The organism is Actinomadura miaoliensis, from assembly GCF_039536785.1.
Lineage (GTDB): Bacteria > Actinomycetota > Actinomycetes > Streptosporangiales > Streptosporangiaceae > Spirillospora > Spirillospora miaoliensis.
In genome coordinates this window covers 15,215-41,866 of sequence record NZ_BAAAZG010000047.1, presented here as the reverse complement: position 1 = coordinate 41,866, position 26,652 = coordinate 15,215, and the positions used below count along the sequence as shown (strand labels likewise).

The window sequence follows — 26,652 nt, the reverse complement described above, 5'->3', positions numbered from 1 at the left end:
TCCCGCCCGCCGCGACGATCCGGCGGCGGTCAGGGCGCCGCGGGCGCGGAATCGGCGTCCGGGACGCCGCGCACCAGCCCGGGACGGCCCGCGACCAGCGCGTCCGCCGAATCCCGCAGCGCCGCCAGGACGGCCCGCACCGAGGGTCGCACGTCCGCGCCGACGCGCGTCCACATCACCATGCGGCGGCTCACCCGGGCGTCGGCGATGTCGCGCACCACGATGCCCGCCTGGTCCTCGGCCAGCGCCAGGTCGGGCACGATCGCCGCCGCGCCGCCGTGCGCGATCACCGCGAAGATCACCAGCAGGTCGTTGGACCGGTACCGCACCACCGGCCGGTAGCCGCCGAGCTCCACGCAGGTGCGTTCCAGCAGGTCGGCGTGGTTGGTGCCGACGTGACCGGTCGCCCACACCTGCTCGGTGAGCTCGGCCATGCGCACCGGGCCGGGACGGGCCGCCAGCGGGTGCCCGGCGGGCAGCGCGATCCGCATCGGCTCGCTGACCAGCACCTCGGCGTTCAGCTCGGGGCGGCGGGGCCGGGGCAGGTGGGTGTACTCGTCGGTCAGCACCAGGTCGATCTCGCGCAGCACCAGCGCCTGCAGCACCCGCGCGAACTCCTCGTCGACCACCTCGACGATCAGCTCGGGATGGTCGGCGGCCAGGCGCGGCAGGACGGGGGCGACGACGTGCAGCAGCGCCGTCTGGAACGCCACGGCGCGCACGGTGCCCGCGACCCGGCCGCTGGCGGCCAGGGCCTCCTCCTCGGCGCGCTGCGCGCTGGCCAGCAGCGTCTCGGCGTGCCCGGCCAGGACCTCGCCCGCCTCGGTCAGCCGCAGCCGCCGTCCGGCCCGTTCCACCACGGGCACGCCCACCTCGCGCTGCAGCTGCGCGAGCTGCTGGGACACCGCGGACGGGCTGTAGCCGAGGGCGTCGGCGACCGCGCTGACGGTCCCGCGCAGCTTGAGCTCCCGCAGCACCCGCAGCCGCCCCAGATCCAACATAGTGAAGAGATTCTTACATAAACGCTGCAGAAATAGTCGCTGGACCTGAATGTTGGACTCAGTCAAACTGATGGTGCGCCCGGAAAGGACGGCGAGACCCGCCACCGGAACCGCTGGGACGGCCGACCCCGTCCACCCGGGCCTGCGCGCGAACGAGCCCCCGGCCAGGGCCCACGTATCCCCCCGCAACGATCGAAGGGTCTTCCGATGCTCTACGTGTTCATCGCCATCGCCGTCCTGGGAGTGGCCGGCTCGCGGTTCGGCGCCGACAGCAGGGACGGGCTCGACTGGGCCCCGGACAACTTCTGGCTGCGGCGGCGCCGCACCGCCCGCGCCCTCAGAACCGCCGGTAGTCCCGTACGGGCAGACGGGGACCGCGTCGCGGCCGACCGCCGCCGAACGGCGCCAGCAGCCGGGTGACGCGATGGCGGTGCCCCGCGTACGGTTCCAGCAGTTCGAGCATGCCGGCGTCGTCGACCTCGCGGCCCGTCAGGGCCCGGCCCACCAGCCCGGGCAGGTGGTAGTCGCCGACCGAGACGGCGTCGGCGTCGCCCACGGCGCGCTGGCGCACCTCGGCGGCCGTCCACGGCCCGATGCCCGGCAGGGAGCACAGCCGCCGCTCGGCGGGGTCCTCCTCCAGCCGGGCGGCGACGCGGGCGGCCCCGATGATCGTCCGGGCGCGGACCGGCTCGGCGCCGGAGCGGTGCCACTCCCACGACGGGATCCGGGCCCAGACCTCCGGCGGCGGCGGGACGCGCATGGGCCCGCCCGGCAGCCCCTCGGTGGCGGGCGCGGGCTCCCCGAACCGCCGCAGCAGGTAGCCCCAGGCCCGCCACGCCTCGGCGGCCAGCACCTTCTGCTCCAGCACCGCCGGGACGAGCGCCTCGAACACCCGTCCCGTCCGGCCGATGCGCAGCCCCGGCCGGAGCCGGACCGCCTCCCGCACCACCGGGTGCCGGGCCTCGAACCCTTCGGTGACGTCGCCCGCCCCGAGCAGGTCGGGCACGCCGTCGAGCAGCCATCCCGCGCCCGGCCCCCAGGCCGTGGCGTCGACGACGCCGTGCCGCATGCGCAGGCGCAGCGTGCCCGGCCCGTCAGGGGTCAGTGAGGCGCGCCAGACCGCGCCGTCCGCGTCGACGCGGAACGCGGGGTCGTGCGGGCCGCGCCGGAGCGGATCCAGCGTCGTCCGCAGGTCGAGCGGCCACGGCGGCCGCCAGTGACGCACCCTTCCAGCCAACGCCCCGGCCGGGGCACGCGCAACCACCGGCTCAGGCGTCGGTGGAGAAGCGGACCGCGGTGGGCGGCAGCTCGATGCCCGGCCAGACCCGCAGGCCGCCGCGCAGCTCGTTGCCCGGCCCGACGACGGCGCCGTCGCCGAGGACGACGCCGTCCAGCACCGCGCCCGGCCCGACCCGCGCGCCGCGGCTGAGCACCGAGTCGCGCACCGTGGCGCCCTCGGCGACGAAGGCCTCGTCCAGCAGGACGCTGCCGGACACCGTGGCGCCCGCCTCCACCACCGCGCCGCGCCCCACGGTGGTGCCGCCGCGCACCACCGCGCCCGGCGACACGACCGCCCGGTCGAGGACGAGCCGCTCGCCCGGCGCGCCCGGCATGGCGGACGAGGCCATGCGCCCTAGCACCAGGTCGCACGAGCCCTGCACGAACGCCTGGGGCGTGCCGACGTCCAGCCAGTAGCCGGGCTCGACGTAGCCCATGACCACGGCCCCGGACGCGATGAGGCCGGGGAACGTCTCGCGCTCCACCGACACCACGGTGTCGGCCGGGATGGTGTCGATCGCCGAGCGGCGGAACACGTAGCAGCCCGCGTTGACCCGGTTCGTCACCGGATGCGGGGTCTTCTCCAGGAACGCGGTGACCCGGCCTTCGTCGTCGGTGGGCACGCACCCGAACCGGGACGGGTCGTCGACCTCGGTCAGGTGCAGCGTGACGACGGCGTCGGTCTTCTCGTGCAGCTGGACCTGCGCCCGCATGTCGTGCCCGGACAGGATGTCGCCGTTGAGGATCAGCACGGGATCGCCGGGCCCGCACGTCAGCGCCCGCGCCGCGTTGCGGATCGCCCCGCCCGTGCCCAGCGGCTCGTCCTCGCTGACGTAGACCAGGTCGACGCCGTGGGCGCGGTGCCCGAACGCGGCCTCGAACATCTCCGCGCGGTAGGAGGTGGCGAACACGATCCGCTCGACGCCCGCCGCGTGCGCGCGGGCGAGCTGGTGGGCGAGGAACGGCACCCCGGCCGTGGGAAGCAGCGGCTTCGGCGTGGAGATGGTCAGCGGACGCAGCCGGGTGCCCTGCCCCCCGACCAGCAGAATGGCTTCCAACAGGCTCCTCCCCAAACAGGCCGGTTCCGCGTCCCGGCTCCCACGGCGTCAGGTCCGAGCGAGCCTAGTGGCACCGCGCGCGAAGGGCGAGGTCGGCATTTTCACGTGGAGGAGGCGCCCCGGGCGTCGGCGTACTGCTCGACGGCGCGCCGGTAGCACGCCAGGTGGGCCTCGGCGGAGGAGATCCAGGTGAAGCGGCGGGCGCGCGCGAACGCGGCCTCGGCCAGGGAGGCGCGGCCCGCCGGGTCGTCGATCAGCGCGGCCAGCGCCTCGGCGATGCCGTCGGCGTCGGGCTCGGTGTAGGCGACGGCGTCGCCGCCGACCTCGGGCAGCGGGCCGCGCCGCGTCGTCAGGACCGGCGCGCCGCAGGCCATGGCCTCCAGCACCGGCAGGCCGAAGCCCTCGCCGCGGCTGGGCAGGGCCACCGCCAGCGCGCCGCCGAAGAACCCCGGCAGCGCCGACCACGGCAGATACCCCGGGCGGACGAGCTTGAGGTGCTGCGGGACCGTGGCCAGGGCGGCGTCCACCTCGTCGTCCCAGCCGCCGCTGCCCGCCAGCACCAGCGCGGGCGGCTCCTCGCGGTCGGCGCACGCCTTGACCCAGCCGCGGATCAGGTTCGGCACGTTCTTGCGCGGCTCCAGCGCGCCCAGGTAGGCGACGTACGGGCGGCCGTGCAGGCCGAGCCGGTCGGAGACCTGCTTGGTCTCCTGCTCCGACGGGCGGTGGAACAGCTCGTGGTCGACGCCGTGGTAGGCCACGTCGATGTGGGACGGGTCGGCGTCCAGCACCCGCACCAGCTCGTCACGGGTGGCGCGGGACGGCACGACCAGCCGGGTGGCACGCTTGGCCGCCGTGCGGGTCGCCGACTTGATGTAGGTGGCGCGGATCGGGTCGTCCACGCCCGGCTCGGCGAACAGCGTCACGTCGTGGATGGTCACCACCGTCGGCAGGCCCGCCGACATGGGAATGGTGTAGGCCGGGACGTGCAGCACGTCGGCCTCCACCTGCCGCGCCACGTACGGCAGGCCGCTCTGCTCCCAGGCCAGGCGGGACGCCCGGTGCGCCAGCGCCGCGGGCCCGGGCACGATGCGGGCGCCGGGCACCAGCTCGGCGTAGCGGCGCTCGTCGGCGCGCTGGCAGGCCACCGCGAGATCGGCGCCGAGCGTGTGCAGCGCCCCGAGCAGGCCGTCGACGTACCGGCTGAGCGCGCCGCGGTCCGCGGGCACTGCGGTGGCGTCGAGCAGAATCCGATGCGTCACGGGTCCACCCCTATTCCGGTTCGGTGGAAGTGACGGGGATCACTCCTCCCCCGAAAGCCTACGCCCACCGCGGCGCGGGACGGCTCCCACGCCGCCTGTGGACATCCGTCGCGGGCCCGGCGCACCGCACCGGTCCCGGCTTCCCTCTCCGACGCCGGGAGCGACCGGCCGGTTCACCACGCCCTCATGGATCAACGTAGCGCGGACCCGGGGCGGATCAGCGCTTGCGCGCGTGGATCAGCACGATGCTGCCGCGCTCGTTGGGGGCGCGCCGGTCGGCCAGGGCCACCAGCGGGGCCAGCGGCGCGGCGGCGTTGAAGCCCACGCGGCCGCCGTAGGCCGACAGCGACAGGTACAGCCGCTCGGCGGCGGCGGTGCGGAACTGGTAGGAGTGCCGCACCAGGTCCAGGCCGCGCTCGTCCATCAGGCGGCGCAGCGTGTCGTGGGTGTAGGTGTGCTGGACGTGGTATTTGGCCTTGTGCGCGTCGCGCAGCTTGGGCCAGGCGTCGGCGCGGCTGAGCACGTCGGCGGACATGAAGATCTCGCCGCCGGGCTTGAGCACCCGGGCCATCTCGTCCAGGGACGTCCCGCCGTCGTCGAAGTGCTCGATGGCGCAGACGGACAGGACCGCGTCGAAGGTGCCGTCGCCGAACGGCAGCCGCAGCGCGTCGCACTCGACGAGCGCGGGGGCGTCGGCGAGGGTCCGCCCGTACAGCATCTTCTTGCGGGACAGGTCGATCGACACGGCCTGGGCGCCGCGCCTGCGGGCCCGTCCGGCCCAGTAGCCGTCACCGCCGGCCACGTCCAGGACGCGCCTGCCGCGCAGGTCGCCGCCCATCCAGTCGAGCAGCGTCCCCGCCTCGCGGTACCGGCACACGTGCACCTGGTGCCCCATGAAGGCGACCACATCGGAGAGTTTCATCGTCAGCCCACAATAGGGCGCCTCGGCGGCGCCCGGGGTGCGGCCAGGAGAAACGCGCTGGCGGCCAGCACAGACTCCGGTCGCCCAAGGGTTTCGTGGGAACGCGCCCGCGAGCGCGGACCCGTCGGGTCCGCCGCCCGGTTCGCCTAATCTGGGCCGGGTGAATGTGAAGGCCGCCGCGACGCGGGTGGTGCGGGTCCTGCTCGTGCTGCTCGCCCTGGGCTTCTGCGCGTACAGCCTCGTCTCCCGGTGGGACGAGACCGTACAGGCGTTCCGGCAGATGTCGTGGGCGACGCTGGCGGGCGCGTTCGCGGTCGGCCTGGCCGGGTTGTTCGCCTGGATGGTGGCCTGGCGGGCGCTGCTGGGCGGGCTGGGGTCGCCGCTGCCGCTGCGGGCGGCCTTCCGCATCAACGCCGTGTCCCAGCTCGGCAAGTACGTGCCGGGCAAGGTGTGGGCGATCGTCACCCAGGTGGAGATGGGCCGGGCCTACCAGGTGCCGCGGCTGCGCAACTTCAGTTCCGTGCTGCTGGCGGTCGCCACGACGTGCGCGTGCGGCCTGGCCGTCGCGTCGGTGACGCTTCCGCTGACCTCGCAGGCGGCGCGCGACCGCTACTGGTGGCTGTTCCTGCTGGCGCCCGTGCTGCTGGGCGCGCTGCACCCGCGCATCGTCACCTGGTGCCTGAACACGGCTTTGCGCCTGGTGCGCAGGCCGCCGCTGGAGCACCCGGTCAGCCTGGGCGTGACGCTGCGCGCCATCGCCTGGACGATGCTGGCCTGGGCCCTGTTCGGCGTGCACACCTGGCTGCTGTGCGCGGCCGTGGGCGGCGACGGGGCGGGCCTGCCGTTCGCGGCGACGGGCGCCTACGCGCTGGCGTTCGTGGCCGGGTTCCTGGTCTTCATCGCGCCGGGCGGCATCGGCGCCCGCGAGGCCGCGCTGGTGCTGGCGCTGTCGTCGTCGCTGCCCGCCGGGGCGCCGATCGTGGTGGCGATCGCGTCCCGGGTGCTGCTGACCGTCGCCGACCTGGTGAACGCCGGTGTCGCGCTGCTGCTGGCCCGTCCGGCGGCGGGTCCGGCCGCGGGGTCGGCCGCGGCCGCCGAGGAGCGGCCGCACATCCCTCCGCGTGACGGAGGTAACGGGAATGAATCTCGCCCGGAGCGTCTTGTGCCGGGTACGCAACCGACTAAGGAGTGATCGTGACCGCGCCCATCACCGTCACCGACGACACGTTCGAGGAGAAGGTCCTCAAGAGCGACCTGCCCGTGCTGGTGGACTTCTGGGCCGACTGGTGCGGTCCGTGCAAGATGGTCGCTCCCGTGCTGGACGAGATCGCCAAGGAGTACGCCGGCCGGCTGACGATCGCCAAGATCGACGCCGACGCCAACCCGCAGACCGGGATCAAGTACGGCGTGATGAGCCTGCCGACGCTCAACCTCTACAAGAACGGCGAGGTCGTCGAGCAGATCGTCGGCGCCAAGCCCAAGCGCGCGCTGCTGAAGGCCATCGACCCGCACCTGTGAGGGCTCAGGACCACGTGCCCGTGAGCGTCTCCAGGTAGGCGGCCCACACGGGTTCGTGGTCGACCGGGCGGACGCCGGAGCGCAACCGCTCCGGCTCCCCCGGCGCGTAGAAGCGTTTGAGGGCGTCGGCCAGGGAGCCCGGGTCGTCGGGTTCGCAGACGAGCCCGTCCACACCGTCGCGTACCTGGTCGGCGAAACCGCCCACGCGCGTGGCGATGACGGGGACGCCGTGCTCGTAGGCCATCCACACGTTCTGCGACGCCGTTGCCGACCGGTAGGGCAGGACGAGCGCGTCGGACGCGGCGAACAGGGCCGGTACGTCCGCGGCGGGCACGTACCCGGGACGCAGCTCCACCCGCCCGCTCAACCCCAGTTCGGTGATGAGCGCACGGGTCTCCTCCAGCCCGCCCCAGAACTCCCCGGCCACGGTCAGCGACACGTCGTCCGGGCCGTTGGCGAGCGCCCTCAGCAGCACGTCCAGGCCCTTGTAGGGACGGACGATCCCGAAGAACAGCAACCGGCGGCGCACGCCGTCGTCCTGCGCGACCGCGACCGTGGGCGTGGGCAGGTGCGCGGGCATCTCCGCCACGCGCACGGGACGGGACGCCAGCTCACGCGCCAGCACCCCCTGCTGCTCGGAGTGGACGAGCACCCCGTCCACACGGCGCAGCAACGCCTTCATCAGTGGACGGTCGTAGGGCTTGCGCTCGTGCGGCAGCACGTTGTGGCACAACGCCACCACACGCGCCCGCCCCCGCAGACCCTTGAGGATGCCCAGGTACGACGGCACCTGCACGGGGCTCAGCACGGCCAGCACCACCAGGTCGCAGGCACGCAGGGTCCGGCCCGTACGCCACCAGCCGTCGGGGCGCCGCCAGTCGAGACGGCGGCGCGTGCCGGGGAACGGCTCGCCCTCGGGCTCGGAAATCGTCTGCTGCCCCGGGTACAGGAACGCCGGGTACTGCGCGCGCCACGACTCGATGACGACCGAGTGCCCGGCCGCGGACAGCCGGTGCGCCAGCTCGGTGGTGTGGTGGGCGCCGCCCCCCTTGTAGGGGAACGCGGGCCCCACGATGGCGATCCTCATATGGCGATCCTCATGCGCCGATCCTCACGCGCCGGTCCTCATGCGCCGCCGCTCTCAGGTGTCGCCGCGCGAACGCACGATCAGGTCGGCCAGCAGCGCCAGCGAGGCGATGAGCAACCCGGTGATGAAAATCATCACGGTGTTGTTGGCGAAGTACCCGAAGTGCACGACCATGTCGAACACGCCCTTGACGAAGCCGATGCCCAGCAGCCACAGCGCGGGCGGCATCAGCACCTTCAGCGGGTTGAAGTACATCACCATCCGCAGCACCTGCAGGATGTAGCGGTAGGCGTCCTTGGTGAAGTGGAACTTGGACTTGCCGGCCCGCTTGGCGTAGTCGATCGGCACGTACCGCACCGGGTGCTGGTTCGACAGGAACGCGATCGTGATCGTGGTGACGCAGGAGAACCCGGGCGGCAGCAGCCGCAGGTAGGGCAGCGACACCTCGCGGCGGAACGCCCGCAGCCCCGAGTTCAGATCGGGGATCTTCGTGTTGGTGAGCCGCTCGGCGACCTTGCGGATGAACCACTTGGCGGGCACGCGCAGCAGCTTGTGCGTGCCCTCCTCGGTCTTGCGGGCGCCGACCACCTGGTCGACGGCCGGGTCGGAGTCGAGGATCTCGACCAGCTCGGGGATGCGCTCGTTCGGGTAGGACATGTCGGCGTCGGTCCACACCACGATGTCGCCGCGCGCCTGCTGGGTGCCGATGCGCCGCACGGTGCCCGAGCCGCTGTTGTGCTGGAACGCCATGATGCGCATGTTCGGGAAGCGGGGCTCGGCCTCCCGCAGGCGTTCCAGGGTCGCGTCGGTGGAGCAGTCGTCGACGGCCAGCAGCTCGTAGGACTGGCCGCTGTTGTCCATCGCCTTGCAGATGCGTTCGACCTCGTCGATGACGTGGTCCTGCTCGTTGTAACACGGCAGGACGATCGTCACGTGGACGCGTTCGGGAGGGACCGTGGGCTCGGGCTCGGTGCTCACGCAGGGCGAGGATACTCCCATGGGCGGTGCGCGGCGGCCATCACGCGTGTGCGCGGCACCGCCGTCACGGCCGGTCCGGCACGGCCATCCACACGTTGACGGTCAGGCCCCAGGTGCCCGTCGGCCCCCGCGTCAGGGTGCGTTGGTCCTGGCGGGTGCGCAGTTCCAGCACGTGGACCGCCTGCCCGTACGGCGTCACGTTCGCGGCCTCGCCGCCGATGACCACCGGCCGCCGTCCCGCGTCGTAGATCTTCCGCACGACGCGGGCGACGTCGCCCGGACCGGCGTCGGGCACCGTCCGCGCGGTGGGCAGCCCGCACATGCCGCGGACGACCTGCGAGAAACGGTCGGCGGTGGCGCGTTCGACGATCACCACCGAGCGTCCCGGGCCGATCCGCTCGCACATCCCGCGCACGGCCGCCACCTCGCCCTGCTCGGTGCGCGCCACCATGTACCCCGCCGACATGATCACGATGGGGGCGAGAACGAGCACCGCCGTCCCCGCGGCGAACGCCCGGACGGCGCGCGGCCCGTATCCGACGCGGCGGACGCGGCGCAGCCCCCAGGCGGCCGCCCACAGCGCGAGCAGCAGCATCCCGGGGATGACGACGGCGATGAGACGCCGCGACGCCCACGGATGGTCGGGGGTGATGGCGGGACGCAGCAGCGTCGTCACGGTCGTCCACGCCAGGACCGCGAACGGCAGCACCCACTCGGGCGAACGCCCCCGCAGCAGGCGGCGGACCAGCAGGGCCGCGCCGAAGGCGGCCAGCAGCGCCGCGGGCACGCCGATGTACCAGACGACCCAGTGGTAGGACAGCTCGGAGTACTGGCGGGTGCCGTCGATGGGCAGGTGGTTGATGCGCTGCACCTGCTCGATGAAGTGGACGTTCAGCCGGTCGTCGGCGTTGCGCGGCTCGCGGCGGACGGTCTGGAACAGCGGGCGGGCGGCGAACGCGACCACGACCAGGACGGTGAGCACGGCGGCGGCGTCCGGCAGCCGTCCGCGCGCCACCGCCGCGCCGGCGTGCCGCAGCCGGCGGCCGGTGACGTCCCAGCGCAGCGCGACGACCATGAGCAGGGTGGCGCCCACCAGCGCCGTCGCCATCAACAGCAGCGGGTTCAGCGACGCGTGCAGGTACTTCAGGTAGGGGCGGGACAGGACGAACCCTTCGACGAGCCCCGCGCCGACCCCGGCGAGCAGCCCCAGCCCCAGCGGCCATCCGGTGCGGCGCGCGCAGCCCATCAGCAGCCCGGCGAACACGACCACCGGCAGCACGTCCCGCAGCGCGTCGATGCGCACCAGCACGATGAGACCGAACGCCAGCCCGGCAAGGAACGCCTGCGTCCGCACCTGGCGGCGCCGCGCGTCGTGCAGCAGCGCCAGGCCGCCGAGCAGCAGCACCAGGGCGGGAAGCTCGCTGTAGGTGGAGCGCGACACCCACAGCATGGGCAGGCTCAACGCGAGCGCCGCCGCGCCCAGCGGCGCCCAGTTCGGCCCCACCAGACGGGCCGTCAGCCCCCCGAACGCCACCACCGCGCAGGCGCCGAGAAGGGGGGCCATAAGCAGCATCCCGTGCGTCCCGGCGATCCAGCCGCCCAGCGCCAGGATCAACGGCAGGCCCGCCATGAACTGAGGGACGACGTCGTCGCCCCTCTGGTAGAAGGCGGGGCTGTCGTAGCGCAGCGCGGGGTCTCCCCCGCCGAACGCCCACCGCATCTGCGGGATCGGCAGGGACCCGTGGTCCTTCAGCCAGGTCGCGAACTGCACGTACGACGCGGGGTCGCGGCGCACGATGATCTGCTCGGCGTTCATGACGATCTGGAAGACCAGGAAGACGACGCCGACCGCGAGCACGCCCCCGGCCGCCCACCAGGACACCGGGCGCGCCTCGTCCGTCTCTTCGTGAGGCGCGCGCAGGCCGAACCACAGCACCGCCGCCGCGGCCGCCGCGAACAGCGCGATGGCCGGTACCGGACGGAAGATCCCCGCCAGCAGCAACGGCAGGGACACCGCCAGCCAGGCCACGACCAGCAGCGCCGGGACCACGCTGACCCGCGCAAGGACGCGGCCGGCGCTCATCGGGTTCTCCTTGGTGGGTTCATCGGAGCGGAGCGTAGCGGGGCGGTCGTACCGGGGCGGAACGAACCGGACGGGCACGCCGTGATCACCGAACAGCCGGGTGTTCGGCGCCGCTGGTTCTACGCTCGGGTCACATGACCGAGATCGGACCCGTGGAACTCCTCCGGCGGCGCGTGGACGACGACCCGTCGCGTCCCCTGGTGACCTTTTACGACGACGGCACCGGCGAGCGCGTCGAACTGTCGGCCCGCACGTTCGACAACTGGGTCGCCAAGACCGCGAACCTGCTGGTCGACGGGCTGGGCGCGCAGCCGGGCGACCGCGCGGTGCTGATGCTGCCGGCGCACTGGCAGACCGCCGTGTGGCTGATGGCGTGCTGGTCGGCGGGCGTGGTGGCCGAGCCGGTCCCGATGCCGGGGGCCGAACCGCCGGACGCCGAACCGGCCGCCCCGTCCGGGCCGTACATCCTGGTGGCCGCCGGGGAGGTGCTCGACGACACGGACGCCGAGGAGATCGTCGGGCTGTCGCTGCACGCGCTCGGCGGCCCGCTGGCCGACTGCCCGCCCGGCGTGCTCGACTACGCGGTCGAGGTGCGCGCGTACGGCGACCGGTTCACGCCTGACCCGTCGGTCACTCCTGACCACCCGGCACTCACCATACCCGGGAGGCGTGTGACAAAAACCACACTCAGTGGGGCAGGCGTGACATACGAGGCGCTGGCGGCGGCGGAGAAATGGGGGCTCGACGCGGGCGACAGGATCCTGGTTGACATGCCCTTCACCACACTGCAGGGGGTTCTGTGCGGGCTGGTCGCCCCACTAGCCTCGGGTGCTTCCGTCATAATCCAACGAAACTTCGACGAAGCAGCCGTAGATCGCCGAGTGATCCTGGAGCATGTGACGGCGGTGGCCGGCCTCTCCGGATGGAATGACGCAACCGGGTCCGTACGCCGCCTCCTTTGACCTAACCTCTCCCTAGTTTCCGACCCCTGAGGGGCGGCAGAGCCCCACCACGGAGCCGATGAACAGCAACCCGATGTACATGGAGTACGTCGACGACGCCGAGCTGCAGCCCGAGCCGGCGCGTCGACGCGGCTGGCGCGTCCTGGGCTGGGTGTCCATCGGAATGTCGGTGGCCATGGTCGTCGGAAGCCTGACCGCGTACGGCTTCTACCGCAAGGCGTTCGGCAACATCGCGCACGAGGACACCGACGCGCTGGTCGGCCCGAACAGGCCGAAGAAGCTCAACAACGCGATGAACATCCTGCTGCTCGGGTCGGACACCCGCGAGGGCGCCAACGCCAAGTACGGCCGCAGCATGCAGAAGGAGCCGCCGCGCTCGGACACCATGATCCTGCTGCACCTGTCACCGGGCGGCGGCCAGGCGATCGGGGTGAGCTTCCCCCGCGACCTGATGATCCCCATTCCGTCCTGCAAGACCAAGGACGGCCAGACGACCCCGGCCCAGTCGATCGGGCAGATCAACTCCTCCTTCACCTTCGGCGGCGCGTCCTGCACGGTGAAGACCATCGAGCACTTCACCAAAATCCACATCGACCACTTCGTGCAGGTCGACTTCAACGGATTCAAGGCCATCACCAAGGCCGTCGGCGGCGTCGAGGTGTGCCTGCCCAAGGCCGTCAACGACCCCAAGGCCAAGCTCCGGCTGCCCGCGGGCAAGCAGACCATCCAGGGCGAGGACGCGCTGGCGTACGTGCGCGCCCGCTACAGCCTCGGCAACGGCTCCGACACCGACCGCATCAAGCGCCAGCAGAAGTTCATGGGCTCGCTGGCCAACAAGGCGATGAGCGCGGGCGTGCTCACCAACCCGAGCCGGCTGTGGTCGCTGATCAGCGCGAGCACCAAGTCGCTGACCACCGACAGCGACCTGACCCCGCAGGTGATGATGCAGATCGCGCAGGGCATGCAGGGCATGACGTCCGGCAAGCTGCGCTTCGTCACCGTGCCGTCCGGCGCGTACGCGCCCGACCCCAACCGGCTGGCGCTCAGCCAGCCCGCCGCCAACCAGCTGTTCAGCGCGCTGCGCAACGACAAGACCGTGCCGACCCAGCAGCGCAAGCAGCCCTCCGCCGCGCCCAAGATCCCGCCGAGCCAGATCCGGGTGCGCGTCTACAACGCCAGCGGCATCGACGGCCAGGCCCGCCGAGTCGCCGACGACCTGGAGGAACAGGGCTTCCAGGTCAGCGTGGGCGGCAACGAGACGACCTCGCGCACCACCAAGGTGCTGTACGGTTCCGGTGCCGACCAGCAGGCCCAGACGGTGGCGGGCCTCATCGCCACCAACCCCAAGCCCGGCCCGCGCACCAGCGGCGCCGTTCCCGGCGTGGTCGACCTGGTGGTCGGTTCGGACTGGGAGGCGCTGAAGACCGCCCAGGGCGTCCAGACCGGCATCCCGCGCCAGCAGGGCGAGGTCCGGGCGACCGACGACATCTGCAAGGAATGACCTCCGCACGGTACTAGGGAGACCCCGCACCCCGGCTCATGACTGATCCGACCAGGCCGAGCGCAGCTCCGCAGACCGACCCCGACCCGACCGCGACACCGGACACCGGGGGCGGCCCGCCCGCGCCCGGCCAGTTCGGCGACGCGACGTCCGACGCGCCGGGCACCCCGCCCGGTCACGCCGTGCCACCTGTGACCGGCCACACGCCCCCGTACGGCACGCCCCCCGCCGGCGCCGACGCGCCCGCCTCCGCCGCGACGCCGACCGAGGCCACGGGACCGCTCCAAATGGCCCCGCCCACAGCGACCGCTCCCCCGGCGGCCCCCGACCGTACGGTCGAGCTCCCACCGGACGTGGCCTTCGCCCACGCCGCCGGTACCTCACACGGTGGTCCGCAGACGTCTCCCCAGACCACGGCGGACATCGCCTCCAGCCCTCTCCCCACGGTCTCCGACCAGACCGCTGCGGGTGGCGAACACGCACCCACGAGCGCTGAGCAGGCCCCGGCAGGTGGCGAATACGAGGGGTTCACCCACGCAGGCGCGACGCTGCGACGTGGCGGCGCGGCGGCGTCCGCTCAGACCACACAGGACGGCTTCTCCGGGGCTCATCCCACGCTTTCCGACCAGACCGCAGGCGGCGGCCGACACCGCGACACCACCACCCCCGCAACGCCACACGCGGGCACGACACCACGGGCGGCGTTCGGACAGACCGCGGTCGAGGACTCCTCCGGAGCCCATACCGCACTCTCCGAACAGACCCCCGGCGGCGGCCGACACCGGGACACCGCCAACGCCCCCGCAACGCCACACGCAGGCACGACACCACGGGCGGCATTCGGGCAGACCGCGGTCGAGGATTCCTCCGGAGCCCATCCCGCGGTTTCCGAACAGCCCCTGGGCGGCGGCCGGCACCGCGACACCACCACCCCCGCAACGCCACACACAGGCACGACACCACGGGCGGCGTTCGGACAGACCGCGGTCGAGGATTCCTCCGGGGCCTATCCTGCGCCTTCTGACCAGGGCGCGGGCGGCGGCCGGCACGGGGCGTTCGCCCAGGCCGGTGGGTATGGTGGCGTGGCCTCACGGGACGCCGCGTCCTCGGGCGGGTACCCGGTGGTGTCCACGGGCGGTCACGCGGTGGTGTCCGCGGACGCGGCCGGTGCGCCGGGCGGGGGCAAGACGGGGGCGGCGCCGCGCCGCAAGGAGCGCGACCCGTTCTTCGACAACGCCAAGTTCCTGGCGATCCTGCTGGTGGTGGTCGGCCACTCGATCGCGGGCCTGATGGACGTGCCGCTGGCCAAGGCGCTGTACGTCTTCATCTACATGTTCCACATGCCGTTGTTCATCGTGATCACCGGCTACTTCTCGCGGAACTGGTCGGCCTCGCCGGGCAAGGCGCGCAAGCTCATCACCAACGTCGGCGTGCCATATGTCGTGTTCGAGACGGCCTACTCCACCTACGACTGGCTGGTCGGGCGCAACGAGCTGGAGATCAGCCTGCTCAACCCGTACTACCTGACCTGGTTCCTGTGCGCGCTGTTCATGTGGCGGCTGTCCACCCCGGTGTGGCAGCAGATCCGCTGGCCGCTGGCGGTGGCGGTGGGCTTCTCGCTGATGTCGTACATGAGCCCGATGGGCGGCACGTTCGACATCCACCGGGTGATCGGGCTGCTGCCGTTCTACGTGCTGGGGCTGATGCTGCGGCCCGAGCACTTCGAGATAGTCAAGCGGCCGGTGTCGCGGGTGGTGGGCCTGTTCGTGCTGGCGGGCGGGCTCGGCTGCGCCTACCTGGCCATGGACCACATGTCCCGCAAGTGGCTCTACTGGAAGGACCCCCACGACAAGCTGGGGGTGGACAACGTCACCGGCACCGCCATGCGGCTGGCCATGTTCGCCTGTGCGATGGTGCTGGTGTTCGCCTTCCTGGCGATCGTGCCGCGGCGCCGGACGTGGTTCACCAAGCTCGGCGCCTACACCCTGTACGCCTACCTGCTGCACGGCTTCTACACGCGGCTGCTGAGTTTCCTCGGCTGGTGGGACCTGGACTGGATGAACACCACCCCGGGCGTGCTGGCGGTGATCGTGTTCGGGCTGGTGGTGGGCACGCTGCTGTGCACCAAGCCAGTGGTGCGGTGCATGAGCTGGGCACTGGAGCCCAAGATGACGTGGGCGTTCACGCGGTTCCGCCGCCTGGGCGGGGCCGCCGCCAAGGCCAAGGGCAGAGCGCCGCGGCCGCCGCAGGGCCCGCACGGCCCGCAGGGTCCGCCGAGCCCGGCGGGCTTCGCGGCGCCGGACGCGAAACCCGCCGAACCGGTCGTTCGTTAGCCCGGTTGGCTACGCTGCCAAAGTCCCCGTGCGCCGTTCCTCCGGCCCGGGTCATCCCTCCGCGTCCAGCGTCGGGCGCACCTTCGTCGGGAAAGCCGAGAGAACCTTGTCACCACTGTTGAGCGTCGTCGTTCCGTTCTACAACGTCGAGATGTACCTGCGGCCCTGCCTGGAGTCGATCGCGGGGCAGACCCTGCGCGACCTTGAGGTCATCATGGTCGACGACGGGTCGACCGACGGCAGCGCGACGATCGCCAAGGACTTCGCCGAGCGCGACGCGCGGTTCCGGCTCGTCCAGCAGGAGAACCAGGGGCTGGGCCCGGCGCGCAACGCGGGCGTCCCGCACGCCTCCGGCAAGTACCTGGCGTTCGCCGACAGCGACGACATCATTCCCCGCTACGCCTACGACCTGATGGTGTCGTCCCTGGAGGAGACCGGATCGGACATCGCGGCCGGCGCGGTGCGGCGGTTCGGGGTGGACGGGCTGACGCACTCGGGCGTCCACATGAAGATCTTCCCGGTGGAGCGCAAGCGCACCCACGTCCGCGAGTTCCCCGAGCTGCTGCGCGACCGCACGGCGTGGAACAAGGTCTTCCGCCGTTCGTTCTGGAACCAGCACGACTTCAAGTTCCCGGCCGGCCTGTACGAGGACGCGCCGGTGACGATCCCCGCGCACGTGCTGGCCAAGCGGGTGGACGTGCTGCACGAGGTCGTCTACCACTGGCGCGTGCGCGAGACCGGCGCCCGGTCCATCACGCAGCGGCGCACCGAGCCGGGCAACCTGGGCGACCGCATCCGCTCGGTGCGGTCGGCGTCGGAGTTCCTGGCCGAGCACGCGCCGGACCTGAAGGACCGCTACGACGCCTCGACGCTGCGCGACGACATCCGCATCTACGTCAACATCGTCGACCAGGGCGACGACCAGTACCGCGAGACGTTCTTCGACATCGTCAACGAGTTCCTCGACACCGTCGACCCGAAGCTGTACGACGACCTGCCCGCCATCGACCGGCTGAAGTTCCACGCGGTGCGGCAGCGGATGATGCCCGAGCTGGTGGAGATCGTGTCGTTCTCCAAGCGGCATCCCGAGCGCACCAGCGCGATCCGCCGCGACGGCGCGTCCGGCTGGTACGGCGACTACCCGTTCCTGGGCGACCCGCGCTTCCCCGACCGGCTGTTCGAGCTGTCGGAGAAGGAGCTGGAGCTGAAGACCGGCATCGACGAGGTGCTGTGGCGCGACGGGCGGCTGCGCATCGAGGGCCACGCCTACGTCGACCGGCTGAACGTGGCGTCCGCCGAGGACTCGGTGATCGAGATCGAGCTGCGCCGCCGGATGCTGCGGCTGTTCCCCAAGGTGATCCGTCCCAAGGTGGAGCGGGTGCGGCGCCCGGACGTGACGGCGGGCAGCGGGCAGGCCACCGCCGACCTGGACTGGTCGGGGTTCGCGTTCGAGCTGGACCCGGCCAAGCTGGGCTCGGGGCACGGCAACTGGCACGTGTACGTCACCGTGACCACGCACGGGGAGAAGCGGCGCGCGAGGCTCGCCGGTCCCAAGGGCGCCGGGTGGTGGCCCCCGGCGCACGAGGTGGCGCCGGGCCGCCAGGTCAAGCCCAAGTACACGCAGGCGCGCGAGCTGCTCATCGGCGTGCAGCCGATCCGCGCGCAGGTCACCGACGTGCGCGGCGGCAAGGGCACGGTCAAACTGACCGGGTGGGTGCGGCGCGAGGACGCGGTGTACGTGACCGGCGGGCAGCTGCTGGCGTCGTTCCGGCAGGGCAAGACCACGGTGAAGTTCCCGGTGAAGCACACCGGGTCGGGCACCGGGGGGCGGGTGGAGTTCACCGCGTCCATCGAGCTGGCCAAGCTCGCCGAGCAGACCGGCTCGGCCGAGGCGACGGTGACCGGCGACAGCATCGACTGGGACGTGTCGCTGAAGGCCAAGGGGCGCGGCAAGCTGCGCCTGGGCGTGGAGGCCGACCTGCTGGGGCTGCGCGAGACCGTGGCGGGCCGCGAGTACGACGTCATCAGCACCAAGTACGGCAACCTGACGCTGGTGGAGCGGGCGCCGCGGCTGGTGGTGACGGGCGTGCGCTGGCTGGAGGGCGCCACGATCGAGCTGACCGGCGCGTGCGCCGACCCCGAGACCCGGCCGGACCGGCTCGTCATGCGGCGGCGCCGCACGACCAGCAGGCACGAGGTGCCGCTGACGTGGGACGGGCCCGAGTTCACCGCGCTGCTGGACGCCCGGTGGGAGTCGTTCGAGGGGGCGCTGCCGCTGCCGAGCGGCCGGTGGGACCTGTACGCGCCGGGCCCGAACGGGGACGTGGCCGTCGGCATCGACCGGCAGACCCGCGCCGCGCTGCCCGAGCCGCGGTTCGTCGGTGTCCACGAGCTGGCGCTGCAGGTCAACCGGGACCTGCTGCACCTGTGGGTGCGCACGGCGCTGTCGGACGACGAGCGCGGCCCCTACGCCCAGCGCACGTTGCAGCGGCGGCACTTCTCGTCGTCGAACACCGCGCCGCTGCGCGACCTGGTGGTGTTCGAGAGCTACTCGGGCCGCAAGTACGCGTGCAACCCGCAGGCGATCTACGAGGAGCTCAAGCGCCGCGACCTGGGCCTGGAGCTGGTGTGGTGCACCTCCGACGGGCAGTTCCGGGTGCCGGACGGCGGCAGGGCGGTGCTGCGCGGCAGCCGCGAGTACTACGAGCTGACGGCGGCGGCGCGGTTCGTCGTCAACAACGGCCCGCAGATGCAGGGGTACGAGAAGCGTCCCGGCCAGGTGTACCTGCAGACCTGGCACGGCACGCCCTACAAGCACGTCGGCTACGACCTGCTGCGGGGCGGCCGGATCGCGGGCGGCATCGCGACGCTCGGCCGGTTCGTGGAGGACGTGCCGTTCTGGGACCACCTGCTGTCGTCCGGGCCGCACGTCACGGAGGTTCTGCGCGGCGCGTTCCGCTACGACGGCGACGTGATGGAGACCGGCTACCCGCGCAACGACCTGCTGTTCGCCGAGGACCGGCACGAGCGGGCGCTGCGGGTGCGCGAGCGGCTCGGGCTGCCGGCCGGGCGCCGCGTGGTGCTGTACGCGCCGACGTGGCGGGAGGACGTGTGGCAGACCGGCGGCCGGCAGGCCGAGCTGGTGCTGGACACCGGGCGGCTCGCCACCGCCCTCGGCGACGACCACGTGGTGCTGGTCCGCCAGCACCACATGGTGGCCGACCGCACGATCGGCATCGGGGACCAGGTGGTGGACGTCACGGACTACCCGAACGTCGCCGAGCTGTTCCTGGTCGCGGACGTGCTGGTCACCGACTACTCGTCGGCCATGTTCGACTTCACCGCGACCGGGCGGCCGATCCTGTTCTACACCCCCGACCTGGACTTCTACCGGGACGAGCTGCGCGGCGTGTACTTCGACCTGGCCGAGGAGGCGCCGGGGCCGCTGCTGACCGAGCCGGACGAGGTGGTGGACGCGCTGCGCCGCGTCGACTCCCTCGCCGTCGAGCACGCCGCCGCCTACCGGACCTTCCGCGACAAGTACTGCCCGATGGACGACGGGCAGGCCGCCGCCCGGGTCGTCGACCGGCTGCTGTCGCGCTGATCGTTCCGGGTCCCCCCGGGTCCGTCCAGGTGCTCCGGGGGGACGCGCCGGGTGCGCACGGGGCCGACTTGATCACCATAAGATGACAAATCGCGCGTTCACCCGGCGGACACCCCGTGTTGGAGCGGTAGCATCGAGCCTCTCGGCCGACGGGCGCGCGCGCCCGAGTCCCGCGGCCGACGGCGCTCGGAGCCGCCAGGGCGAGCCACCAGGACCGCGAACCGCGGCGTCCTCGTGGGTTCGTGCCCAGCGACGGCGGGAAGCCTCCAGCCACAAAGTTGAAAGGACAGCTCTCCATGGCGAACTTCACGCTCGCGGACGTTCGAGAACGGACGTACAAGGCGCGTGACGCATGGTGGACCGTGCTGCTGGTCGACCCGCTGGCATCCCGTCTGGTGCGTTTCACGGCCAACCGCACCAACATCACGCCCAACCAGCTCACCGTGGGGGCGCTGATCCTGGGGCTGGGCGCGGGGGCCTGCTTCGCGGTGGCCGAGTGGCCGTACCTGCTGGTGGGCGCGCTGCTGTACCACCTGTCGTTCACGCTCGACTGCATGGACGGCAAGATCGCCCGGTTGAAGGGCACCGGATCGGTGTTCGGCGCCTGGCTGGACTACATCTTCGACCGGGTGCGGGTGCTGGCCTGCGCGATCGCGCTGATGGGCGGGCAGTACGCGGCCACCGGCAACGTCGCGTACGTGTGGACGGCGCTGGCCGTGGTGTTCCTGGACATGCTGCGCTACATGGACGCCCTGGAGATCTACAAGGTGCGTTCGCAGATGCGCAACAAGCTGCGGCAGATGCAGGAGGAGGCGCGGACCCTGGAGGAGGCCGCGCGGCGCGCCGACGGCGGGGCCGAGGCCGCGCAGATGGGCGACGACCTGCGGTCGGCGGCGGGCGCGCTGCGTCCCGACCCGGAGGCCGACATGGAGGAGCGGGTCGTCGGCGACAACCCCGACCAGCAGGCCAACCTGGCCATGCAGCAGGAGTTCAACCGGCGCTTCCCCTGGTACGCCCGGATCCGCAACGCGCTGCTGCGCGGCCGGATCCGCCCGCACCTGGTCAGCGGCATCGAGTTCCAGATGGGCGTGTTCATCGTCGCCCCGCTGGTCGCGGCCGCGGTGCCGGGCGCGATCATTCCGGTGACCGCCCTCGCCGCCGCCGGGATGCTGGCCTTCGAGCTGGTGATCATCTACAAGTTCTGGCTGTCCAGCCGCGACTACAGCCGCACGCTGACCAAGCTGGAGCGCAAGATCGCCGAGCACCGGGCCCGGTTTCCCGAGCAGGTGACGGTCGCCGACCGGGTCTGACCGGCGGGCGCGCCGCTCACCCGGCGCGTTTCGCACCGCCCGTCCGCGTCAACGCGGACGGGCTTTTCCATGTCCGGTGATCAGGACGTGATCGAACCGGCGGGTGCGCGGGCGCGCGTTCATTCGCCGTTCACCGCCCGGCGGCCGCGCGGGTCGAAGCGCATCGAAATAGTCCTCCGATTCCTCTTGACGGTGATCGGCCGGTGAGCGTAGCGGACGCCGCGTCCTGAGCCGTCGGCCGAGCGGCCGGAGACGGCACCGGCGAAGTCTCCCGGCACGCCCGCCGACCAGCCCGAAAAGCCCGGCGAGCCCGGCGGGCAGGAGCCGTCCGCGCCGTCGAGACCGTCCACGCCGCCGTCGGAGCGGCCCATCGCCCTGCCGGAGCCGTCCGAGCCCGCCCCGCACGCCGCGCCGAGGCTGGGGATCGCCCCGCCGAGCTGGATGGCGGGCCCGCTGACACCGATGCCCGGATACCCCTACCCCTACCACCCGTGGCGGTCGTGGCAGTCTCCACAGGACCGGCAGCAGCCGCAGTGGGGGCGGTGGCCGTACGAGGGGTGGTGGCAGGGATATTCCCCCAGGGATTCCTCCGGATTCGACGGGGATGGCGGCTATCGCCGATAGACGCCATGAACTCCAGCGGGTGAAATGATGGGCTTTGCCGGAAGAGTCCCAATAGTGGCATTACGTATCCCGCCGTAGGCGTCGGAGATGACGACGGCCGGAGGGCGCGCGGGACGAACCCTCGGGGAATTCCGGCGGGATCCGGCGTGCGCGCAGCCGGGCGGGCGCCCGCCTTTTCGTGAACACCGCCGTTTGCGGAAACCTCTCCGGCAACGACGGCGTTTCCATCTGCCAACGGCGCCGCAGCCGAGGCCGCCGCACGGCGTCGAACCCTCGGGGTGGTGTGCCGCGTACTGCTGGACGTGCCTGGATGTACGGCCCGCACGCGCGGAAGGCCGGTCCGGTGAGGCCGGGCCTGCGGCTCACCGAGCGCTACCGGCTGATGGAGCGCCTGGACGACGGGGACGCCATGGAGGTGTGGCGGGCCTGGGACGAGGCGCTGAGCCGGTCCGTCGCCGTCAAGCTGCCCGACCCGTCCCGGCTGGCGGACACCGTCCGCGGCCGGGCGTTCCACGAGCTGGCGAGCCGCGCCGCGGGCCTGCGGCACGCCGCCTTCGCCGCCATCTACGACTGCGACCAGACCCGCGACTCCGCCGGACGCGCCACTCCCTACCTGGTCACCGAGTACCTGGAGGGCGAGACGCTGGCCGCGCGCGTCGACCGGGCCCCGCTGCCCACCGCCGAGGCCCTGGAGATCTGCGCCCGGGTCGCCACCGCGCTGGCTGTCGCGCACCGCGACGGCGTGGCGCACGGCGACCTGACGCCTCGCCGGATCTTCCTCACGCCCGGCGGCGTCAAGATCGTAGATGTGGGCATCGGGGCGGTGCTGCGCGCCGCCGCGGCGGGCCCCACCTCCGAGCCGCCCGGTCGGGCCGCCGACGCCGCGCCCGCCACACCGTCCGACCGCCTGGCCATCGACAGGGCCGGTGACGTCCTGGCGTTCGGCGCGCTGCTCACCGCCTGCCTGGACGCGGGCGCGACGGCCGCGCGCGTGCCGGACGAGGTGACGATCCTGGGCTACGAGTGCCGCGCGTCCGATCCCCTGGACCGGCCGCCCATGAGCCGCGTCGCCGACGTGCTCGCCCGCGTGACGGCACCGTCCGCGTCCGCCCGGAACGAGATGACCCTGGCGAGCCTGTTCGGCGGCGACGACCCCGCCCCGCCGGACCCGGACCCCGACTCGCTACACGACGACGGGCGGACGGAGTTCCTGCCCGCCCCTCCCCCGCCGGAGGAACCGCCCCCTGACCGGCGGCCCGTCCTCGTCACGGCCGTCGTCATCGCGGCCGCCGCGGTGATCACAGCGGTGCTCGTCGCGCTGAACCGCCCGCCGCCCCCGTCCGGGGAGGTCGCCGCCCCGCAACCGCCCCCGGCCACCACCACGCCCACCGAACCGTCCGCTCCGGCCCCCGAGCCCACCGACGCCGCGCCGTCCAGGCCCACTGCCACCCGCCGGGCCGTGGACACCAGCACCCTGGGCGTCCTCGGACGGCTGCAACCGCTCGTGGACGGCGGCCGGGCCAGCGGCCGGATCCGGTCCGACGTGGCCGTCGACCTCACCAACCTGATCAACAACCTTCGCGGCGAACTCGCCACGGGCCGCGCCGTCGACGTGGACGCCCGGGTCGCCGAGCTGCGCCGCAAGATCGACACGCGGCTCCGGGAACGCGCGCTGACCGCGGACGCGGCCGCCGAGCTGACCGGTGTCCTGGACCAGCATGGCGGGTGAGCCGGACCTCCGGGGCGACGGCCGGCGCGGGACGCCGGCCGACGAGATCGTCGACCCTCTCGGCGACCGCGCCGCGCGTCCGCAGGCCACCGGTCGTCCGGCCGCACCCCGTCCGCACGGCCGCCGCGGGCTGCGGATCCTCTGGCCGGTCGCGGGCAGCCTGGCGTCGACCGCCACCGCCGCGACGATCCTGTACGCCGGGATCGACATGACGCCCCTGGACGACCGGCCCACCCTGGCCCCGCCCCGCGCCTCGGCGCCCGGAACTCCCAACACCTCGTCCCGGCTGCCCGCGACCGGGTCCGCCCCGGCCACCACGCCCGTCCCGGACCCGCCGTCCACCGGCAAGGCGCCGCCGCCCGCCCCGCCGCCGAATCGCCGCACCCCCGGGCGCGGCGACGTGCTCCGGATCCTGCGCACGTCGGTCGAGAACGGCGTGCGCGCCCACGAGATCCGCTCCGACGTGGGCCTTGACCTGACCAACCTCATCGACGCCGCGATCCGGGAGGCCCGCGAGGGCGAGCGCCGCCTCGTGAACGTCCGCATCGACCAGCTCCGCGCCAAGGTCGTCACCCGCACCCGCGAGGACACCATCACCGGCGGACGCGCCCAGCGTCTGCACCGCCTCCTGGACGACGCCGACGCCCAGTACTAGACGGCACGCTGAGCGCACGGTTCGGTCCCGGCGTCCGTACGCCCCGGTCAGTCCCTGTGCGGGGACGGCCTTTCGCCGCGGTGACGCGGAGTGGCGCGGACTGGTGGGCAACCGCCGGGCCGGGGCGCAATTGTTTTTGGCCGGTGGCACGTTATTCGGGTGGAGAACCGGGTCCCCCAAGGGGTGGAGAATTAGCCCCTTTGGAGGAGGTCGATAATGCCGCCGAACGGAGGTGATTGGCCTGCCGCCGCCTACGTACGTGATCTCCAGGGCTGGCTGGGCACTCGCGTCGAGAAGGGCACGCAGTAGCGGGCGGATAGGTGTCGGCCGAGGCCGCGCATGGGACGGGCGTCCCCTGCCGTTTGACAGGAGACGCCCGTGTGCGGTGGTCACGGACCGAGGCCCGCTGGTAGGCCTAGGCCCCGACCGCAGCCAAGGCCGTCGCGCCCGAGGCCCTACCGGCCGCCACCGAAGCCGCCGCCACCAAAGCCCCCGCCGCCGAAGCCCTGGCCGCCACCAAAGCCCCCGCCGCCGAAGCCCTGGCCGCCGCCGAAGCCCCCGCCGCCGAAGTTGCCTCCGTAGCCGCCGCCGAAGTTGCCTCCGTAGCCGCCGCCGCGGCCGTGGCCGAACTTGCGGTGGTGGTGGAAGCGGTGGTGGTGGAAGCGGTGGTGGCGGAAGAAGCGGTGGTGGCGGAAGCCGCGGCGACCCCAGCCCCAGCCCCAGTCCTTGCGCCCCTGGCGGCCGATGCGCTTGCAGCCCTTCTTGGCGGCGCACCGGACGGGAATCGCCGCGGTGGTCGAGGTCGCCTGGCCGGTGACGGCGGTGGTGTTGTTGGCGACGGTGGACGCCTGGGCGGCGGGCGTGAGCACGGCCGCGCCGCTCAGCACGAGCCCGGAGATGCCCAGGGCAGCTCCCGTGCGAATGTCGATTCGCATGTCTCCCCCCATCTGGGTTTTCGACCGTGGCGAGAGACGGGAATTTCCGTTTTCTCGCCAAATGAGGAGATGCCCGAGCCTTCTTGTGCGAATACCTCCAGATCAGCAAAGAGAAGCAAGATTACCGCGATTCTGATCGATGTCGGCAAGACTGATGTTCAGCCATACAACGACAGCGGAGAGTGTTCATTTGAACACTTTCAGTAATCGCCGGAAAGTGGCCGTGCCGCCGAGAGGCGTTTACCGGCCGACTTTTTCGCGGTTCTCCGTCGGTTCGGAGTCGTCGGACAGTTCGCCGGGCTCGGGGGACGACGGCTCGGCGGCGGCCGGGGGCGCGACGGCGGGGCGGGGGCGGCGGGCGAAGGTCAGGCCCGCGGCGAGCGCGGCGAACGGGATGGCGGGCAGGACGTAGCGGTAGTCGAAGTCGGCGGTGGCGGCCGGGACGACCAGCAGGGCCAGCGAGATCGACCACGGCAGCAGCACCTCGCCGCCGAGCCGCCGCACCCGTACCAGGACGCCCAGCAGTCCCACCGCCATCAGGACGCCCAGGTACGGGCCGCGCACGAACGCCCAGTCCTGGTAGTCGCGCATCCAGTCGCCGTAGGGCTCGACGACGCGCGCCTGGGCCGTCTTGCCGCCGTACGGGTAGGCGCGCAGAGCGTGGTCGTCCCGCAGTGACGCGCCCACCGGGAACTCGTACTCCTCGACGGTGCTCTTGCGCGGGTAGGGCTTGCGCTCCCACTCGAAGGAGCGGAACGTGTCGCGCACGACCACGCGGGCGTAGTCGCCGGGCTGCTTGGTGATCGCGGCCATGGCGAACTCCCCGGCGAGTTCGTTGGCCTTGGGGTTGTACATCCAGCCGGGCACCTTCTTGAAGCCCGAGTCGTCGCCCCACAGGGCCTGGAAGGCCGGCGCCGTCCCGGGCACGGGCGTCAGGTGGTCCCGGCACAGGATGGCGACGTCGGGGTCGGGCTTGATGATGTCGCAGCGGGCGAAGTCGGCGGTGCGGCCGTACAGCCAGATGCGGTCGGTGGTGGTGATGGCGTACTTGCCGTGCGCGGAGTGGAACCACGACATGTAGAGCGCGACGGGGATGACGGCCGCCACGACCGTCGCGGCCATGGCCCGCCAGCCCGAGCGCATCACGAGCATGCACACCAGCACCACGATCAGCATGGGCAGCCCCACCGACCGCACCATGGCCGCAGAGGAGATCAGCAGGCCCGCCAGGGCACCGACCCACCAGCTCATCCGGCGGGGCTTCCAGAGCACCGCGGTGACGCCGGCGGCGAGCAGGAAGGTGAACAGCTCGTCCGAGACGAGCATGTGCTCAAGCTGGATCTGGTACGCGTCGTACAGCACCGGCACCGACAGCAGGGACGCGACCAGGCCCGGCAGCCACACGCCGCGGCGCGGCCAGGCGGCGCGGATCCCCCGCCACACCAGCGCGTACACCATGACCCCGGTGAGCACGCCCATCGCGTGCTGCGCCGCCAGCACGACCAGGAAGCTGTGGAACGGCTTGAGCAGCCACAGGAAGATCGAGTAGCCGCCGGGCCGCAGCGGGGACGGCTCGAAGTGCAGCGCGCCTTCCAGGTAGGTGTTGGAGTCGCCGAACCACAGCACCGAAGGGAAACCCCGCACCGCGATCCAGCGGGTCACGACCGCTCCGGCCAGCACGACCAGGAACAGGCCGTGCCCGAGAAGAAACCTGCTCAGGCCGCCCATCAGCCCACGCGCCAGGCCACGCGTCGATCGGCTCGAGCCCTGCACGTTGGTGGCCTCGTCGCTCACTCCAGCTCCGCGCTCTCCGTC

Annotated in this window: 20 protein-coding genes; 9 read left to right on the top strand and 11 right to left on the bottom strand. The window is 72.5% G+C overall.

Features of this window, described 5'->3' with window-relative positions; all coding sequences use genetic code 11:
• Positions 1-29: 29 nt before the first annotated feature.
• The 5 genes from ABD811_RS29560 to ABD811_RS29540 form a co-directional block, all read right to left on the bottom strand.
• Positions 30-1,001 carry a LysR family transcriptional regulator gene (locus ABD811_RS29560; RefSeq protein ID WP_344954318.1) on the bottom strand — a complete coding sequence of 324 codons (972 nt, stop codon included), beginning with the start codon at positions 999-1,001 and terminating at the stop codon, positions 30-32.
• 337 nt (positions 1,002-1,338) lie between these two features.
• Positions 1,339-2,226, bottom strand: coding sequence for a DNA-3-methyladenine glycosylase family protein (locus ABD811_RS29555; protein WP_344954316.1), 888 nt, complete (start codon positions 2,224-2,226; stop codon positions 1,339-1,341).
• 43 nt (positions 2,227-2,269) lie between these two features.
• Positions 2,270-3,337: a mannose-1-phosphate guanylyltransferase gene (manB, locus tag ABD811_RS29550; protein WP_344954314.1), complete on the bottom strand. Its 1,068-nt coding sequence runs from the start codon at positions 3,335-3,337 to the stop codon at positions 2,270-2,272.
• A gap of 101 nt (positions 3,338-3,438) precedes the next feature.
• A complete protein-coding gene (locus ABD811_RS29545) occupies positions 3,439-4,596 on the bottom strand; it encodes a glycosyltransferase family 4 protein (protein WP_344954312.1) in 1,158 nt (385 codons plus the stop codon).
• Between the two features lie 217 nt (positions 4,597-4,813).
• A complete protein-coding gene (locus ABD811_RS29540; RefSeq protein WP_344954310.1) occupies positions 4,814-5,518 on the bottom strand; it encodes a class I SAM-dependent methyltransferase in 705 nt (234 codons plus the stop codon).
• A gap of 160 nt (positions 5,519-5,678) precedes the next feature.
• Here ABD811_RS29540 and ABD811_RS29535 point away from each other — a divergent pair, with 160 nt between their 5' ends.
• Positions 5,679-6,710 carry a lysylphosphatidylglycerol synthase transmembrane domain-containing protein gene (locus ABD811_RS29535; protein WP_344954308.1) on the top strand — a complete coding sequence of 344 codons (1,032 nt, stop codon included), beginning with the start codon at positions 5,679-5,681 and terminating at the stop codon, positions 6,708-6,710.
• A 2-nt stretch (positions 6,711-6,712) separates the two neighbouring features.
• Positions 6,713-7,036, top strand: coding sequence for a thioredoxin (trxA, locus tag ABD811_RS29530; protein WP_344954306.1), 324 nt, complete (start codon positions 6,713-6,715; stop codon positions 7,034-7,036).
• 4 nt (positions 7,037-7,040) lie between these two features.
• Here trxA and ABD811_RS29525 read toward each other — a convergent pair whose 3' ends face one another.
• From ABD811_RS29525 to ABD811_RS29515, 3 genes are read right to left on the bottom strand one after another with little or no spacing between them, the layout of a single operon-like run.
• Positions 7,041-8,123, bottom strand: coding sequence for a glycosyltransferase family 4 protein (locus tag ABD811_RS29525; protein WP_344954304.1), 1,083 nt, complete (start codon positions 8,121-8,123; stop codon positions 7,041-7,043).
• A 54-nt stretch (positions 8,124-8,177) separates the two neighbouring features.
• Positions 8,178-9,122, bottom strand: coding sequence for a glycosyltransferase family 2 protein (locus ABD811_RS29520; RefSeq protein ID WP_344954302.1), 945 nt, complete (start codon positions 9,120-9,122; stop codon positions 8,178-8,180).
• 43 nt (positions 9,123-9,165) lie between these two features.
• A complete protein-coding gene (locus ABD811_RS29515) occupies positions 9,166-11,184 on the bottom strand; it encodes a hypothetical protein (RefSeq protein ID WP_344954300.1) in 2,019 nt (672 codons plus the stop codon).
• A gap of 134 nt (positions 11,185-11,318) precedes the next feature.
• Between ABD811_RS29515 and ABD811_RS29510 the strand changes: the two genes are divergently transcribed.
• The 5 genes from ABD811_RS29510 (at position 11,319) to ABD811_RS29490 (ending at position 20,894) form a co-directional block, all read left to right on the top strand.
• On the top strand, positions 11,319-12,146 hold the full coding sequence (locus tag ABD811_RS29510) for a TIGR03089 family protein (RefSeq protein WP_344954298.1): 828 nt from the start codon (positions 11,319-11,321) through the stop codon (positions 12,144-12,146).
• A gap of 58 nt (positions 12,147-12,204) precedes the next feature.
• Entirely contained in the window at positions 12,205-13,647 is a 1,443-nt protein-coding gene (locus tag ABD811_RS29505; RefSeq protein WP_344954296.1) for an LCP family protein, read from the top strand.
• Between the two features lie 1,082 nt (positions 13,648-14,729).
• On the top strand, positions 14,730-15,980 hold the full coding sequence (locus tag ABD811_RS29500; RefSeq protein WP_344954294.1) for an acyltransferase family protein: 1,251 nt from the start codon (positions 14,730-14,732) through the stop codon (positions 15,978-15,980).
• Positions 15,981-16,098: 118 nt separating this feature from the next.
• On the top strand, positions 16,099-19,584 hold the full coding sequence (locus ABD811_RS29495) for a CDP-glycerol glycerophosphotransferase family protein (RefSeq protein WP_344954292.1): 3,486 nt from the start codon (positions 16,099-16,101) through the stop codon (positions 19,582-19,584).
• A 296-nt stretch (positions 19,585-19,880) separates the two neighbouring features.
• Positions 19,881-20,894 carry a CDP-alcohol phosphatidyltransferase family protein gene (locus ABD811_RS29490; protein WP_344954290.1) on the top strand — a complete coding sequence of 338 codons (1,014 nt, stop codon included), beginning with the start codon at positions 19,881-19,883 and terminating at the stop codon, positions 20,892-20,894.
• Between the two features lie 119 nt (positions 20,895-21,013).
• Here the strand turns inward: ABD811_RS29490 and ABD811_RS29485 are convergent, their stop codons facing one another.
• Positions 21,014-21,265, bottom strand: a complete 252-nt coding sequence (locus tag ABD811_RS29485; protein WP_344954288.1) for a hypothetical protein — start codon at positions 21,263-21,265, stop codon at positions 21,014-21,016.
• Between the two features lie 596 nt (positions 21,266-21,861).
• On the opposite strand from ABD811_RS29485, the gene ABD811_RS29480 reads away from it, so the two are divergent.
• Positions 21,862-23,247: a protein kinase domain-containing protein gene (locus ABD811_RS29480; protein WP_344954286.1), complete on the top strand. Its 1,386-nt coding sequence runs from the start codon at positions 21,862-21,864 to the stop codon at positions 23,245-23,247.
• Complete coding sequence (locus ABD811_RS29475; RefSeq protein ID WP_344954284.1) at positions 23,237-23,902, top strand: hypothetical protein; 666 nt, start codon at positions 23,237-23,239, stop codon at positions 23,900-23,902. Before ABD811_RS29480 ends, ABD811_RS29475 begins: the two co-directional genes overlap by 11 nt.
• Before the next feature lie 455 nt (positions 23,903-24,357).
• Here ABD811_RS29475 and ABD811_RS29470 read toward each other — a convergent pair whose 3' ends face one another.
• Both ABD811_RS29470 and ABD811_RS29465 read right to left on the bottom strand, forming a co-directional pair.
• Positions 24,358-24,837, bottom strand: a complete 480-nt coding sequence (locus tag ABD811_RS29470) for a hypothetical protein (protein ID WP_344954282.1) — start codon at positions 24,835-24,837, stop codon at positions 24,358-24,360.
• Positions 24,838-25,077: 240 nt separating this feature from the next.
• Entirely contained in the window at positions 25,078-26,631 is a 1,554-nt protein-coding gene (locus ABD811_RS29465; protein ID WP_344954280.1) for a hypothetical protein, read from the bottom strand.
• Positions 26,632-26,652 lie beyond the last annotated feature (21 nt).

Excerpts from the sequence above, each read along its gene's own strand:
- ABD811_RS29525 (WP_344954304.1), bottom strand. The coding sequence starts at position 8,123 with ATGAGGATCGCCATCGTGGGGCCCGCGTTCCCCTACAAGGGGGGCGGC.
- ABD811_RS29520 (WP_344954302.1), bottom strand. The coding sequence starts at position 9,122 with ATGGGAGTATCCTCGCCCTGCGTGAGCACCGAGCCCGAGCCCACGGTC.
- ABD811_RS29475 (WP_344954284.1), top strand. The coding sequence starts at position 23,237 with ATGGCGGGTGAGCCGGACCTCCGGGGCGACGGCCGGCGCGGGACGCCG.
- ABD811_RS29560 (WP_344954318.1), bottom strand. The coding sequence starts at position 1,001 with ATGTTGGATCTGGGGCGGCTGCGGGTGCTGCGGGAGCTCAAGCTGCGC.
- ABD811_RS29505 (WP_344954296.1), top strand. The coding sequence starts at position 12,205 with ATGAACAGCAACCCGATGTACATGGAGTACGTCGACGACGCCGAGCTG.
- ABD811_RS29540 (WP_344954310.1), bottom strand. The coding sequence starts at position 5,518 with ATGAAACTCTCCGATGTGGTCGCCTTCATGGGGCACCAGGTGCACGTG.
- ABD811_RS29490 (WP_344954290.1), top strand. The coding sequence starts at position 19,881 with ATGGCGAACTTCACGCTCGCGGACGTTCGAGAACGGACGTACAAGGCG.
- ABD811_RS29470 (WP_344954282.1), bottom strand. The coding sequence starts at position 24,837 with ATGCGAATCGACATTCGCACGGGAGCTGCCCTGGGCATCTCCGGGCTC.
- ABD811_RS29510 (WP_344954298.1), top strand. The coding sequence starts at position 11,319 with ATGACCGAGATCGGACCCGTGGAACTCCTCCGGCGGCGCGTGGACGAC.
- ABD811_RS29485 (WP_344954288.1), bottom strand. The coding sequence starts at position 21,265 with ATGGGCCGCTCCGACGGCGGCGTGGACGGTCTCGACGGCGCGGACGGC.
- ABD811_RS29515 (WP_344954300.1), bottom strand. The coding sequence starts at position 11,184 with ATGAGCGCCGGCCGCGTCCTTGCGCGGGTCAGCGTGGTCCCGGCGCTG.